A 13856-nucleotide genomic window follows, 5' to 3' on the forward strand; every position below is an offset into this window, starting at 1 on the left:
GAGCCATGGCGGTCTGTGACGTATGCGGCAACGACTACGACAAGGCGTTCACCGTGACGACCCCGGACAGGACGGGGACTTACGACTCATTCGAATGCGCCATCCATGCACTGGCGCCCCGCTGCACGCATTGCAAGTGCACGATCATCGGGCACGGCAGCGAGCACGACGGCATCTTCTACTGCTGCGCGCATTGCGCGAAGCAGGCCGGGGTGAGAGGACTCGACGACCGGGTGTAAACGCGTGAACGGGGGCGCTTGCCTCCCGCGATCCAAGCCTTAGCGCGTACCAGCGCTAGCTCCTGCATGCTCGCTGTCAACCATGGCGTTCGATGACCCTCCTGGTCTCCTCGAGATAGGCAGCGCCGAACAGGTTGAGGTGGTTGAGCAGGTGGTAGAGGTTGTAGATCGGAGCGCGCCGCCGCCAACCCGGGTCCAGGCGGGCCGCTTCGGCGTAGGCGGCGAAGAAGGCCTCCGGCGGTGTCCCGAACAAGTGCAACATCGCCAGTTCCGCCTCGGCCCATCCGTAATGGACGGCGCCCGCGTCGATCAGTGCCGGGTCGCCATCACTGCAGGCATGCAGGTTTCCCTGCCACAAGTCGCCGTGCAGCAACACCGGTGGTTGTGGCGGGATCAGTGCATCGAGACGCCGGCAGATCGAATCGACGCGCACCATGTCCCGGCCGCTCAACCGCCCGGCATCGAAGGCACGCTTGGCCTGCGGCAACAGCCGTCGCTGCGCGAAGAAACGGTGGCCATCCCTGTCGCGGGCGTTGTCCTGCGGCGAATCCCCACACCAGCCATCGGCTTCGAACCCGAACGCCTCGCCGAGGCAGGCGTGCTGCCTCGCCAGGCCGATTGCCGCATTGGCATGGAACGCCGATCCGGGCGTTCCCACGCCCAGGTCCTCCAACACGATATGGTCCACGCCGACCGAAAACACTTCCGGTACCCGGAGGCCTTTCGACCGACGCAGCGCGTCAAGGCCCAGTGCCTCCGCGGCGAAGAAAGCCGGCGGCATGTCGCGCCGGCGCTTGGCGATGGCGGCCCGACCCCCCGCCCACTCCAGTCGATGGAAGCCGTCGGCGTCCGGCATCGCGCGCGAGGAGGCCTCGGTCATTAGGGCAGCGCCGTCAGTCGATGGGGTCCACGAGCACGGTCTCCATCGGCCCGGTGCCGTGGAGATGCAGTTCCGTGGGCTCGTCGAACCACTCGTCATGCACCGTGCCGGCCGGAATGAAGATACCCGCCGGCATCGACGTCCCACGCCTGCGTGCGGTCCACCCGCTTGGAGAAGGCGATGTTCGAAACGCCGCGGATGACCACGGCATTGGGGTCCACGGAGTGGGTATGGGGCGGCGCGGAATATCCAGTCGGGAAGACGACGCGGCTCGATAACGGACGACATGCTTTCGCGCCTCCGTGCAGGGGCAGGCGCATCACGCCGCCAACGAAGTTCGCGCCGTCCCGGCCGAGCGCGCCTTGCGCCCCGGCGATGGCCGTGGGCTCGGATGCGATCCCGGGGCCTGCCACCGCGGCCAGGAGCAGGGCGAGGATCACGGGGATCGCATGCGCCATGGGTGCCTCCCGGCGGTGCAAAAGCACCGGGTGCCGCAGGAATGTTGGTGCCGAAGGTGGGACTCGAACCCACACGCTTTTAAGGGCGGCGGATTTTGAGTCCGCTGCGTCTACCGATTCCGCCACTTCGGCGCGGGCGGGGATTATAGCTTGCCGTCGGACCGCGGTGCTGCGCCGGGGACCGTGGCATGGCCCGGCGCGCACGCCTTGCCGGAGGCGCCCGCAGCACTAACGTCCGATGCGGTTCGACGTCGGCAATCGGGGCCCGGGCCGTGCGCGCGCTCCACTATCGGACTCGCTTGCAGGGTCGGGGTCAGGCGGCCTCGTCGGTAGGCAGCTGGCTGTCCTGGCGCACGTGCCACTCGCCGGACTGCGGCTGGAACTTGCTGCAGCAATCCATGGGCGCCTTGTAGATGTGAAGCGAGACGGCCACGGTGTCCGGGCTGGTATTGCGGATGGTGTGGTACTCGTGCGGCGGGATCAGGCTGCCGGCGCTGCCCGGGCCGGCATGGATGCCGCCGGCGGGGCGGAAGCGGAAACGTTCGCCATCCTGCTCGAGCAGTTCGTAATGCGTGATCTCGAGTTCGCCATCCCACACGCCTTCGACGCACCAGAGGCCGGAATGATCGTGGATCGGCGTGCCCTGGCCGGGACCCCAGGTCATGGCGACGACGCTGTAACCGTGGTCCGGGCTTCGGTACAGCTCGCGCCGCGCGTAGTGGTCGACGATGGGCTCGTGGACGCATTCGGGAAGTTCGACCTCGGGATCACGGATCATCGCGCACAGGCAGCTGCGCAACGCGCAGGTGACGGCCTGGTCGTCGCCCAGCGCCACCGCGGCATCGATGCCGGCGACGAACTTCTCGTGGCCGGGAAAGGCGACATTCGGAACGCAGGGGTCGAACTCGGGGCGCGGAGGACTCATGCGGGGCATTTTACGCCTTGCCGCCGGAGCTTGTTGGGGCCTGGCATGCCCCTGGGCGGACGCGTCGGCCAGCCCGGCTTGTGCGCAGGCAAGGCGGGCTGCACGCCAGCCGGAAACCTAGAGTGCGGACAGGAACCCGGCCACGGCGGGCCCGAAGCGGTCGATGTCCACCAGGAAGGCATCGTGGCCCTGTGGAGACTCCAGCGGCAGGAAGTGGGCTTCGGCGCCGCCGGCGCGCAAGCCGTCGGCGATCTGCCGTTGCTGCTGCAGCGGGAACAGTATGTCGGTGTGCACGCCGATGGCCAGCGCGCGTCCGACGCGGAGGTTCGCAAGCCCCTGGTCGGTGGTGCCATGGCAGGACTCGCCGAGGTCGTACCAGTCCATGGAGCGGCTCAGGTACAGGTAGCAATTGGGGTCGAAGTTGCGCACGAAGCGGCGGGCGTGGGCTTCCAGGTAGCTTTCGACCTCGAACTCCAGCCCGAAGGGGTCTTCGTCGTCACGCCGGTCCGAGTCCAGGCGGACCCGGCCGAAGCGGCCATCCCACTCCAGGGCCGACCGGTAGGTGATCACGCCCAGCTTGCGCGCCATGCGCATGCCGGACTCCGGGTAATGGTCGTCGTCGTAACAGCCGTCGTTCCATTGCGGGTCGAGGCGGATGGCCTCGCGCTGCAGCGAGCGGATGGCGATGGAGAACGGCAACGCACGCGCCGCGCCGGAGATGTTGACGTGGCTGGCGGCCAGGCCGGGATGGCGATCGAGGAAGGCGAGCGCGGCCATGCCACCCATGGAGTTGCCGACCAGGCAGGCGATGCGGTCGATCCCGAGCGACTGGACCACCGCGTGTGCGGCGTCGGCGACGTCTTCGATGGACAGCTCAGGAAACCCGAGGCGGTAGGGCTGGCCCGTGGCGGGATCGATCGATGCCGGGCCGGTCGAGCCCTTGCAGCTGCCCAGGGTGTTCACGCAGACCACGTACCAGCGATCGGTGTCGATTGGCTTGCCCGGTCCGAGCATGGCTTCCCACCAGCCCGGCTCCGGATTGGCTGCATTGGAGGCGGCATGCGCATCCGGCGACAGTCCCGTCAGGACGAGGATGGTGTTGTCTCGCGCCGCGTTGGGCGCGCCCCAGGTTTCGTAGGCGACCCGTGCGCCTTTCAACGCACCGCCGCGCTTCATCGGGAACGACGAGGGCAGGTCGACGAAGCGGGTGCCGGGCGGGATGAATTCGGTCATGTGCGGCAAGTCTAGCCCGTGGTGCAAGCCCGGTCGCGGCCCACTGCCTGCACGCTATTCGCCCAGGACGATGGACACCGGCTCGGCCACGGGCAGGGTGATCCGGATGGGGCTGGACTCCAGGTCTCCTTCGCCACGCGCGGCATCGCCGCTGAGGGACAGGCGTGCCACCAGCTCCACCGCGTCGAGGTCGGAAAGTTTCCGGGTCGGCATCGGGCTGTCGCCATCGTCGAGCGTGATGTCCAGCGGGAGGTCGCGCACGGCGTGGCGTTCGACGGCGACCGGCATCGGCGGGCCGCCGGGGATCCGTGCGATGACGAAGACGCTGGCGTTGCCATCGGGCCGGATCCGCGACGCGAGTCCGGGCTCCAGGGACACGCGTACGCGGACAGTGCCTTTCGACGTTTCCGGCGCGGTCGGCTCCTGCGAGGGCATCGGCGGCAACCCTGCGTCCTTGCGAGCGGCATCGATCTGCGTGCGCAAGCTGGCGGCGGTCTTCTCGTCCACCTGCGCCAGCAACGGCGTCCAGGTGTCGGCGGCGCCTGCACCGTCGCCGGCCTGTCGTTGCGCGATGCCGAGGAACCAGCGTGCGCGCTGGTGCGATGGCGTGCGCGCGAGCACCTCGCGCAGCAGGGCGATGGACTCGGCGTCGAAGCGACGCGCCGGATCGGCGAGCGCGCTGGCCTCGGCGAACTCCACCTGGATGTCGTCGTCGTCCGGTGCGAGGGCAGCCGCGCGCGCGAAGGCGTCGCGCGATTTCGCGGGCTGTTGCCGCTGGGCATAGGCGCGCCCGAGCAGGCGCCAGCCTTCGACCTGGCGGGGGTCGCGCTGCAATCCCGCCTCGAGATCGGCGAGGGCTTCGTCCAGCGTTTGCGGCGCGCTGCGCGGGGAAGGGACCAGGCTGGCGGGCGATCCGACCAGGGCATAGAGGCCGACCGCGAGCAAGGGGATCACCACCACGACACCCGCGAACTGCCGTGGCGACGACCTGCGCAAAGGCCACGCCAGCAGCACCGCCACCACGAGGCCGAGGGCGACGGCCAGTGCGCCGAATGCCACGGTCGGCGTCACGGGCTCACCATTCCTGCGAGTCGTCGCGTGGCACGGCCGGGCCGGCGGCGTGCCGGCGGACGATGGCGAAGATCACCCCCGCGCCCGCGAGCAGGAGCAGCAACGGTCCGAACCAGAGCGCCCAGGTCCGGGACTCGACCCGCGGGCGGTACAGCACGAAGTCGCCATAGCGCGCAACGAGGAACTGCTTCACCTCGCGGTCGTCCTTGCCCTGGCGCATCAGCGCCAACACTTCGCGACGCAGCTCGTGCGCGATCAGCGCGTCGGAGTCGGCGAGCGACTGGTTCTGGCACATCACGCAGCGCAACTCGGCGACCAGCGCCCGGAAGCGGGCCTCCTCGCCGGCATCGGCGAACTTCAATGGCGCCGCGTCCTGTCCGGCTTGCGCCAGCACCGTGGCCGGAAGCAGGGCGAGCAACACCGCCAGCAGAAAACGCTTCATCGGGGGCGCTCGAGGCTTTCGAGCGCGGGCAACAGTCCGCGCTCGATGTCATCGTCGTCCATCGGGCCGACGTGCTTCCAGCGCACGATGCCGTTGCCGTCGACGAGGAAGGTTTCCGGCGCGCCGTACACGCCCCAGTCGATGGCCGTGCGGCCTTCGATGTCCGCGACCACCGCCCAGTACGGGTTGCCGAACTGCTCGAGCCAGCGCAAGGCATCGGCGCGTTCGTCCTTCCAGTCGTAGCCGACGACCCGCACGCGCTTGGTCTCGGCGAAGCGCGTCAGGACCGGGTGTTCGGTCCTGCATTCGGGGCACCAGCTGCCCCAGACGTTCAGCACGTAGGGCGCGCCGCGCAGGTCTTCGGACGACAACCGCCGGTCGGGTTCGTGCAGCAGCGGCAGCGACCAGGCCGGTGCGGCCTTGCCGATCAGGGGCGAGGGCAGGGCGTCGCGATCGCCGCGTCCGCTCAGCCAGACGCCGGCGGACAGCAACGCGACCAGCGCGGCGAACGCGAGCAGGGGGAGCCAGCGACCCGGCCTCATGCGCCGACGCCTGCGGGTTCGGGTTCATCGCGGGTTACGGCCGCACGGCGGAACCGCCGGTCGGTCGCGGTCACGAACGCGCCCAGTGCCATCAGCAGCGCCCCCGCCCAGATCCAGCGCACGAACGGTTTCACGTGCACACGAACCGCCCACGCATCGTCGCCCAGCGATTCGCCGAGCGCGACGTACACGTCACGCAAGGCGCCCGGCTGGATCGCCGCCTCGGTCATGACCTGCCCACCGGCCGCGTAAGCGCGTTTCTCGGGATGCAATGCCACGGTGCTTCCGTCGTTGCCATGCAGCAACACGGTACCGCGATCGGCGAGATAGTTGGGACCCTGGACGCGTTCGACGCCCTCGAAGCTGAAGCGGTCGCGCCCCAGCTGCAGTGTCTCTCCCGGGCGCATCGCGATCTCCCGTTGCAGGCTGAGTCCTTCGACCATCAGCGCGCCGACCAGGAAGACCGCGATCCCGGCGTGCGCCAGCGTCATGCCGAGCATCTCAGCCGTGAAGCGACTGCTGCCGCGCAGGCGCGACCAGGCGAAGCGCGCGGTACCGGCCGCGACCCAGACCGCGCCCAGCACGGCGGCACCGACCTTCCAGGCGCCTTGCGGGGCCAGGAAGAACGCCGCCGCGCCCACGCCGATCGCCAGTCCCGCCCACGGCACCAGCAAGGCCATCGGTTTCGACGCGTCCTCCCGCTGCCAGCGCGTCAGGGGGCCGAACGGGAGCAGGAGCACGAGCGGTGCCATCAGCAGCATGAACAGCAGCGAGAAGTAGGGAGGCCCGACCGAGATCTTCCCGAGCGCCAGCGCATCGGCCAGCAGCGGGTACAGCGTGCCCAGCAGCACCATGGCGCAGGCGGCGACGAGCAGCAGGTTGTTGGCCAGCAGGAGGGTCTCGCGCGACGCGGGGGCGAACGGCTTTCCCTGGTCCGGCGAGGGGGTGCGGAGCGCGTAAAGGACCAGGGATCCGCCCACCACGAGCCCGAGGAAGACCAGGATGAACAAGCCGCGGGCCGGATCGGCGGCGAAGGCATGCACGCTCGTCAGTACCCCTGAGCGCACCAGGAAGGCGCCCAGCAGCGACAGCGAAAAGGTGGCGATCGCTAGCAGCAGCGTCCAGCCGCGGAAGCTGCCGCGTTTTTCCGTCACGGCCTGGGAATGCAGCAGCGCGGCACCGGCCAGCCACGGCATGAAGCTGGCGTTTTCCACCGGGTCCCAGAACCACCAACCGCCCCAGCCGAGCTCGTAGTACGCCCACCAGGACCCCAGCGCGATGCCAATGGTCAGGAAGCCCCAGGCGACATTGGTCCACGGCCGGGTCCAGCGCAACCAGCGTGCATCGACCCGGCCGTCGAGCAGGGCCGCGATGGCGAACGCGAACGGCACCACGAAGCCGACGTAGCCCATGTAAAGCATCGGCGGATGGATGATCAGTCCGGGGTCCTGCAGCAGGGGATTGAGGTCGCGGCCTTCGGCGACCGCCGGAATCAGCCGCGCGAAAGGGTTGCTGGTGAAGATCAGGAACGCGAGGAAGCCGACGGCCACCAGTCCGATGACGCCGAGCACGCGCGCCACCACCTGCTCCGGGAGCGACCGGGAGAACGATGCGACGGCGGCCCCCCAGCCGGCGACGATCAGCGCCCACAGGAGCAGGGAGCCCTCGTGCGCGCCCCAGACGGCCGAGAACCGGTACTGCAGCGGCAGCAGGGAGTTGGAATTCTCGGCGACGTACCGGACCGAGAAATCCTGGGTGACGAAGGCCGTGGTGAGCAGGGCGAACGCCACCGCGACCAGCAGCACCTGCAGGTAGGCAGCAGGGCGGGCGACCGACATCCACGCGGCATTGCGACCCACGCCCGGTGCCCCTCGTGCCGGGTGCGCGCCGAACAGCGGCAGCACGGCCTGCATCACCGCGGCAAGCAGCGCCAGGACGAGGCTGACTTGGCCAAGCTCAGGCAGCATCACGGCGCCCAACGCATGTGGTGCGTGGCAGGAAGGACGAGACGGGAGGCTGGAAGGAGCGGCGGCGGGGATCGACGGGTGCCGACGCGCCCGGAGCGCTGGCATTGGTGGCGATGCGCGCACGGCGTCGAACCACCACGGCGCGTCGCGTCGCCACCCGCTCCGTGGCCTTCCCGACCTGCCATTTCCCGGGCGGCGGAAGCGGGATTGCGTCGCGGGCGCTCAAGGCGTCGCCGACCCGTCATTTCCGACCCCGCCTTCTGTCGGCGTTTCGACCCCATGTTTCTGGTGCGCCAACCCCATCTTGTCGGCGACTTCCCTGGGCACGTAGGTTTCGTCGTGCTTGGCCAGCACCTGCTCGGCGACGAACACATCGCCCTGCATCCGCCCGGTCGCGACCACGGCCTGCTTCTCGCGGAACAGGTCGGGCAGGATGCCGGTGTAGACCACGGGCAGTTCGGCGTCGCCGTCGGTCACCCGGAAACCGGCCTGCATCGAGCCGGGTTGGCGCTGGAACGAACCGGCGGCCACCATGCCGCCCAGCCGGAAGCGTGCCTCGCCGCTGCGTACCCCCGCACCGGCCGTCCCGCGCAACACCTCGGCCGGCGTGTAGAGGTATTCGAAGTTCCGCTGCATGGCCAGGACCACCAGCGTCGCCGCCAGGACGGCCGCGACGAGCAGGGCCAGCACCAGCCAAAGGCGTCGGCGACGGGTCGGGTTCATCGCTGCAATCCTCCCGCCAACGGTTGTTTCGCCGTTGCACGGCGCGCCGCTTCGCGACGGGCTGCGCGGCGCAGCTGCGCCATGCGCAGGCGCGGCGCGACGTAGTCCCATGCCAGCACGGCCGCGAAGACCGCATAGGCGGCGAGCACGTATTCCCGGTAGGTCATCGCGTCGTCCCTGCCGGGCGCAAGACCCAGTCCTTGCCCGCTTCGCGCGCGAGGTTGTCGGCGCGGGCGCGCGCCAGCAGCGAGCCTACGAACCAGAGCTTGGTGCCCACCAGCATCCAGACCAGCGGCGGGACCATGCTGGCATCGATGCTCGATTCGCCCAGCAGGCGAATGGTCTGCCCCTGGTGCAGCGAGTTCCACCACACCACCGAGTAGCGGATCACGGGCAGCAACACAACGCCCACGATCGCCAGCAGGCTGGCGGCACGCGCGGCGGCGCGACGGTCGTCGATCGCGTGGTACAGGCCGATCACGCCGAGGTACAGGAACAGCAGGATCAGTTCGCTGGTCAACCGGGGATCCCAGTCCCACCAGGTGCCCCACATCGGCTTGCCCCAGATCGAGCCGGTGGCGAGGGTGATGAGGGTAAACGCCGCGCCGATGGGCGCGCACGCCATCGCCAGGATCTCGCAGAGCTTGATCCGCCAGACCAGTGCGATCGCGGCGTACAGGGCCATCAGCGCGAATACGAACAGGCTCATCCAGGCGCTGGGGACGTGGATGTAGAGGATGCGGAAGCTGTCGCCCTGCTGGTAGTCGGGCGGCACCACGAACAACGCGCCATACAGGCCCACGCCCATCGTCGCGATGGCGAGCACGAACGCCCACGGCGACCAGCGCGCCGCGAAGCGGTCGAAGGTGGGCGGCGAACCGAGTTGATGGAACCAGCGAAGGACAGGATTCATTTCTTCTTTCCCCTCTTCCGCAGGTGGAGAGGGCCGGGGAGGGTGGCGTGCCCGCGCGGGCGTCGCCGGGGTCAAGGCGTTGGCGCGCGATCCGTGGCGTTCAATCCAGCGCGATCCGGATCGCGGCGGCAGCGGCAAGCGGCGCCAGCACCACCGACAGCACCAGTCCGGCGGCGAGCATGAGCAGGCCGCCGACAGGATCCAGGCCTTGCGCGCTGGCGGCGACGCTCCCTGCGCCGAACACCAGCACCGGCACGTACAACGGCAGCGCCAGCAGGGCGACAAGGATACCGGAACGGCGCATCCCCACGGTCAGGGCGGCGACGACGGCACCCAGCAAGGACAGCAGCGGCGTGCCCAGCGCCAGCGAAGCCAGCAGCACGGGCCACTGGCCGCGCGGTACCTGCAGCAGCTCGGCGAGGACTGGCGTGGCCAGCAGCAGGGGCACGGCCGTGGTCGCCCAGTGGGTGAACACGCGGACGCCGACCAGCCAGGCCAGTGGCACCGGCGCCAGCAGCCATTGCTCGAGCGAGCCGTCCTCAGCGTCGCCCCGGAACAGGCTGTCGAGCGCGAGCAGGCCGGAGAGCAGCACCGCCACCCAGATGGCGCCGCCACCGACCCGCGCCAGCAGCTGCGCGTCGCTGCCCAGCGCCAGGGCGAACAGGACGAGTACCAGCAAGGCGAACAACGCCGGCTGCAACGCGTCGCCCCGGCGGCGCCAGAGCAGGCGAAGGTCGCGGGCGACGAGGGCGCGCGCGGCCCTTGGCAGGGACGCGTGCGTCATCGCGGGCTCTCCCGGAACGCCCGGGATCGCGGGCCCGATCCTGGCGGCCGGTCGCCGAAAAGGATGGCAAGGCGGCCCGTGGGTTCGAGGCCGCGCCTCCAACCCGTCATGCCGGCCGCTCCAGGGGCAGCAACCGCGTGCGCACCGGAGGAGCGGCATAGGCCCCATGGGTGGTGACCAGTGCCGCGCCTCCGTCGCGCAGGTGCGCCTGCACCATCCGGTTGACGAGTTCGATGCCTTCCAGGTCGAGGTTGGCGTAGGGCTCGTCGAGCAGCCAGAGCGGGGCCGGCGACAGCCAGAGCCGGGCGAGCGACAAACGCTTCTTCTGCCCGGCGGACAATTGGCGGGCCAGGGCGTCCTCGTAGCCGGCCATGCCGACGATGCCCAGGGCGCCTTCGGCCGATTGCGTCGGCCGCCGGCCATGGAGGCCACAGAGGAAGCGCAGGTTTTCCAGCGCGCTGAGGTCCGCCTTCAGCGCCGGGAGGTGGCCGAGGTAGGCCATGGCCTGGGCTCGCAGCGCGCGGCGCGCCAACTGACCGTCGATGGCGATCTCGCCGGCATCCGGGCGCAACAGGCCCGCCAAGGCCCGCAGCAGGGTGGTCTTGCCAGCGCCGTTGTCGCCCTGCACCAGCAGGGTTTCGCCGCGATCGACGGTGAAGTCCAGGGGGCCGAACACCGGCTCGTCGTTGCGCGTGAATCGCAGGCCGCGGGCGGCGAGCAGGGGCGGGTGCGTCGGGGTATCAGGCATCTGCGGACTTCGGTCGCGGTGGCGACCATCGGGCCGTCATTTTAGTGCCTGGGGCTCCGCGCCGTTCAGGCGCCGATCCAGTCCAGCCACGCAACGTTCGAGAACCCGGGCGGGCAACGCGCAGCCATGCGCAGGCGCACGGGTTCGCCCGTCCGCCACCAGAGCGAGCCCAGTTGCCCGAACTGTTGGACCAGCGCGTCGAACTCGGTCAGTTCCATGCCCGACACGAGCCAGCTGGGTTCCCGCCAGGTGCGATTGGGCGCCGACGCAAAGGCGGGGCGGAAGGGCTTGCCTGCCTCCAGCAAGCAGGCTTGCAGGGCCTCGTCGGCTTCGCGGTTCAGGGCCTCGGCTCGCGGGATGGACCATGGATCCCAGCCGGACAGGAACCCGTGGCAGCGCGCGCCAGGCTCCACGCGTTCCAGCTCCGGCGCGGGCTGGCCGATATGGAGGTGGTGCCAACGGCCGTCGCACTGCCAGCGGTAATCCGCGCTCAGGTAGGCCTTGGTCAACTCGGCGAGTCTGCCGTCGGGGAGTGCGCGGGCGGGCGTCAGCATGGCGCAAGGTGTAACCCATCCGCGATGGTCCGTAAACTGCATGGTTCAACTTTCGTGACGTCGCGGGGATTCCGATGCTGCAGACCAAGCTGCCCAAAGTCGGCACCACCATCTTCGCGGTGATGTCGCAGCTCGCCTCGGAACACGGCGCGGTCAACCTCGGCCAGGGTTTCCCCGACTTCGCGCCCCCGTCCCGCCTGCTCGATGCCGTGGAGCGGGCGCTGCGGTCCGGCCATAACCAGTACGCGCCGATGACCGGGATCCCGGCGCTGAGGCAGGCGATCGCCGCCAAGACCGAGCGGGTCTACGGCCATCGCCCGGATGCCGACGCCGAGATTACCGTCACCAGTGGCGCGACGGAGGCGATCTTCGACGCCGTGCACGCGGTGGTGCGCGCGGGCGACGAGGTCGTCGTGCTGGATCCTGCCTACGATTGCTACGACCCGGCGATCGAGCTGGCCGGCGGCCGTGCCGTCCACGTGCCGCTGGATCCACGGACCTTCGCGCCGGACTGGGAACGGGTGCGCCAGGCCATCGGCCCCAGGACCCGGATGCTGATGATCAACTCGCCGCACAATCCGTCCGGCGCGATGCTCACTGCCGCGGACATGGCCACCCTGGCCGCGCTGCTGCGGGACACGGACATCGTGCTGCTTTCCGACGAGGTCTACGAGCACATCGTGTTCGACGGCGCGCGGCACGAGTCGGTGCTGCGCTACCCGGAGCTGCGCGAGCGGGCGTACGTGGTCTCCAGCTTCGGCAAGACCTACCACTGCACCGGCTGGAAGATCGGCTACTGCGTGGCGCCACCCGCGCTGTCGGCCGAATTCCGCAAGGTCCACCAGTACAACGTCTTCTGCACCTTCAACCCGGCGCAGCATGCCTTCGCGGAAATGATCGAGGCCGAGCCGGAGCATTACGAACAGCTGGGCGCGTTCTACGAGGAAAAGCGCGACCGATTCCGGGAGCAATTGCTGCAGACCCGGCTGGAGCCGCTGCCGGTGCCGGGCGGCTACTTCCAGCTGGTCGACTATTCGGCGGTCAGCGACCTGGACGACAACGCGTTTTGCCGCTGGCTGACCATCGAACACGGCGTCTGCGCGATCCCGCTGTCGCCGTTCTACGACGCCCCGCCGCCCGGCCAGCGCCTGGCGAGACTGTGCTTCGCCAAGAACCCGGAAACGCTGGACGCCGCGATCTCACGGTTGCAGAAGCTCTAGGAGCCGCGCCGCCAATGCTCCTTCCCTCGCGAGCGCGGGAAGACCAGGGCAGGGTGCATGCGCGTCGATGGCCCGGACCCTGGTGCCGGGAGGAGCAGCCCTGCCTGGGTGGAGCGCGCGGAACGATCCCCGGGTATTGCAGCACCAGCGCCAATGCGACGGTCCGTCCCGCGGATCGCGGCGCGCCAGGCGGTCCGCCTGTCCTCGGGGCGAAGTCGCTGCGGACGCCGCATGCCCTGCGGCACAATGCCGGCATGGACGACCTCCGCATCTCACTGGTCCAGGGCGCCACGCGCTGGCACGACCCGGACGGCAATCGCGCCTATTACGGCGAGCTGGTGGCGCCGCTGCGTGGCACGACCGACCTGGTCCTGCTGCCCGAGACCTTCACCAGCGGTTTTTCCAACGACGCCATCGATCGCGCCGAGACCATGGACGGGCCGACGGTGGCGTGGATGCGCGAGCAGGCGCGGCAACTCGAGGCCGCGATCACCGGTAGCGTGCAGATTCGCGACGACCGGGCGAACAGGTCGGGGGTCTTCAACCGCATGCTCTGGGTGACGCCCGACGGTGCCGTCCGGCATTACGACAAGCGCCACCTGTTCCGCTATGCGCGCGAGCACGAACGTTATGCGCCGGGCCGCGAGCGATTGGTGGTCGAATGGAAAGGCTGGCGCATCAATCCGCTGGTCTGCTACGACCTGCGCTTCCCGGTGTTCGCGCGCAACCGTTATGACGTGGAGCGTCCGGGTGCGCTGGATTTCGATCTCCAGCTGTACGTCGCCAACTGGCCGGCGGCGCGTGCCTACGCCTGGAAAACCTTGCTGCGGGCGCGTGCGATCGAGAACCTGTGCTATGTCGCCGGGCTCAACCGCGTCGGCATCGATGGCAACGGGATCCACTATTCGGGCGACAGCGCCGTGATCGATTTCCTGGGTCAGGCCGTGAGCGAATGCACGGACGCGGAGGTGGTGGTCACGACGACGCTGCAGGCGGCGGAACTGGCTGCGCACCGGGAACGGTTCCCCGCGATGCTGGACGGAGACGCGTTCAGCATCGAGTGAGCATGGCGATCCAGGGCGCCCGCCCTTGCGGCACTCAGGGCAGGCTCGTCCGTCATGGAGTGGGCGTGCGACGCACCACCGCGTGGGCAGTGC

At 69.5% G+C, this 13856-nt stretch carries 17 protein-coding genes and 1 tRNA gene; 3 read left to right on the top strand and 15 right to left on the bottom strand.

Annotation, left to right across the window (positions count from 1 at the left end):
* The first annotated feature begins 5 nt into the window (after positions 1-5).
* Complete coding sequence (locus ABD970_RS08035) at positions 6-239, top strand: hypothetical protein (protein WP_345294974.1); 234 nt, start codon at positions 6-8, stop codon at positions 237-239.
* A gap of 76 nt (positions 240-315) precedes the next feature.
* Here the strand turns inward: ABD970_RS08035 and ABD970_RS08040 are convergent, their stop codons facing one another.
* The 15 genes from ABD970_RS08040 to ABD970_RS08110 all read right to left on the bottom strand — a co-directional run bounded on the left by ABD970_RS08040 (position 316) and on the right by ABD970_RS08110 (position 11479).
* Positions 316-1119, bottom strand: coding sequence for a fructosamine kinase family protein (locus ABD970_RS08040; protein WP_345294975.1), 804 nt, complete (start codon positions 1117-1119; stop codon positions 316-318).
* A gap of 95 nt (positions 1120-1214) precedes the next feature.
* A complete protein-coding gene (locus ABD970_RS08045) occupies positions 1215-1577 on the bottom strand; it encodes a DUF4437 domain-containing protein (RefSeq protein WP_345294976.1) in 363 nt (120 codons plus the stop codon).
* Between the two features lie 45 nt (positions 1578-1622).
* Positions 1623-1709: transfer RNA gene (locus tag ABD970_RS08050), tRNA-Leu, on the bottom strand.
* A gap of 181 nt (positions 1710-1890) precedes the next feature.
* Positions 1891-2502, bottom strand: a complete 612-nt coding sequence (locus tag ABD970_RS08055) for a cysteine dioxygenase family protein (RefSeq protein ID WP_345294977.1) — start codon at positions 2500-2502, stop codon at positions 1891-1893.
* A gap of 117 nt (positions 2503-2619) precedes the next feature.
* On the bottom strand, positions 2620-3735 hold the full coding sequence (gene metX, locus ABD970_RS08060) for a homoserine O-acetyltransferase MetX (protein WP_345294978.1): 1116 nt from the start codon (positions 3733-3735) through the stop codon (positions 2620-2622).
* 54 nt (positions 3736-3789) lie between these two features.
* The gene (locus ABD970_RS08065) at positions 3790-4806 is read right to left on the bottom strand and encodes a tetratricopeptide repeat protein (protein WP_345294979.1); all 1017 of its coding nucleotides are present in this window, start codon (positions 4804-4806) and stop codon (positions 3790-3792) included.
* A gap of 4 nt (positions 4807-4810) precedes the next feature.
* Entirely contained in the window at positions 4811-5248 is a 438-nt protein-coding gene (locus tag ABD970_RS08070; RefSeq protein ID WP_345294980.1) for a cytochrome c-type biogenesis protein, read from the bottom strand.
* Positions 5245-5790, bottom strand: a complete 546-nt coding sequence (locus ABD970_RS08075; RefSeq protein WP_345294981.1) for a DsbE family thiol:disulfide interchange protein — start codon at positions 5788-5790, stop codon at positions 5245-5247. The genes ABD970_RS08070 and ABD970_RS08075 overlap by 4 nt, the downstream gene beginning before the upstream one ends.
* A complete protein-coding gene (locus tag ABD970_RS08080) occupies positions 5787-7757 on the bottom strand; it encodes a heme lyase CcmF/NrfE family subunit (protein WP_345294982.1) in 1971 nt (656 codons plus the stop codon). Before ABD970_RS08080 ends, ABD970_RS08075 begins: the two co-directional genes overlap by 4 nt.
* A gap of 222 nt (positions 7758-7979) precedes the next feature.
* Entirely contained in the window at positions 7980-8480 is a 501-nt protein-coding gene (ccmE, locus tag ABD970_RS08085) for a cytochrome c maturation protein CcmE (protein WP_345294983.1), read from the bottom strand.
* Positions 8477-8647 carry a heme exporter protein CcmD gene (gene ccmD, locus ABD970_RS08090; RefSeq protein WP_345294984.1) on the bottom strand — a complete coding sequence of 57 codons (171 nt, stop codon included), beginning with the start codon at positions 8645-8647 and terminating at the stop codon, positions 8477-8479. The genes ccmE and ccmD overlap by 4 nt, the downstream gene beginning before the upstream one ends.
* Positions 8644-9393, bottom strand: coding sequence for a heme ABC transporter permease CcmC (gene ccmC, locus ABD970_RS08095; protein ID WP_345294985.1), 750 nt, complete (start codon positions 9391-9393; stop codon positions 8644-8646). Before ccmC ends, ccmD begins: the two co-directional genes overlap by 4 nt.
* Before the next feature lie 100 nt (positions 9394-9493).
* Positions 9494-10177 (bottom strand): heme exporter protein CcmB, encoded by a 684-nt coding sequence (gene ccmB, locus ABD970_RS08100; protein WP_345294986.1) that lies wholly within the window; start codon positions 10175-10177, stop codon positions 9494-9496.
* 106 nt (positions 10178-10283) lie between these two features.
* Positions 10284-10925: a heme ABC exporter ATP-binding protein CcmA gene (gene ccmA, locus ABD970_RS08105; protein ID WP_345294987.1), complete on the bottom strand. Its 642-nt coding sequence runs from the start codon at positions 10923-10925 to the stop codon at positions 10284-10286.
* 65 nt (positions 10926-10990) lie between these two features.
* Positions 10991-11479, bottom strand: coding sequence for a DUF3293 domain-containing protein (locus ABD970_RS08110; protein ID WP_345294988.1), 489 nt, complete (start codon positions 11477-11479; stop codon positions 10991-10993).
* 74 nt (positions 11480-11553) lie between these two features.
* Between ABD970_RS08110 and ABD970_RS08115 the strand changes: the two genes are divergently transcribed.
* Together ABD970_RS08115 and ABD970_RS08120 are read left to right on the top strand one after the other, a co-directional pair.
* Positions 11554-12699, top strand: a complete 1146-nt coding sequence (locus tag ABD970_RS08115) for a pyridoxal phosphate-dependent aminotransferase (protein WP_425563068.1) — start codon at positions 11554-11556, stop codon at positions 12697-12699.
* 254 nt (positions 12700-12953) lie between these two features.
* Entirely contained in the window at positions 12954-13763 is an 810-nt protein-coding gene (locus tag ABD970_RS08120) for an amidohydrolase (protein WP_345294989.1), read from the top strand.
* Positions 13764-13856: the final 93 nt, after the last annotated feature.

The organism is Luteimonas vadosa, assembly GCF_039543545.1.
Lineage (GTDB): Bacteria > Pseudomonadota > Gammaproteobacteria > Xanthomonadales > Xanthomonadaceae > Luteimonas > Luteimonas vadosa.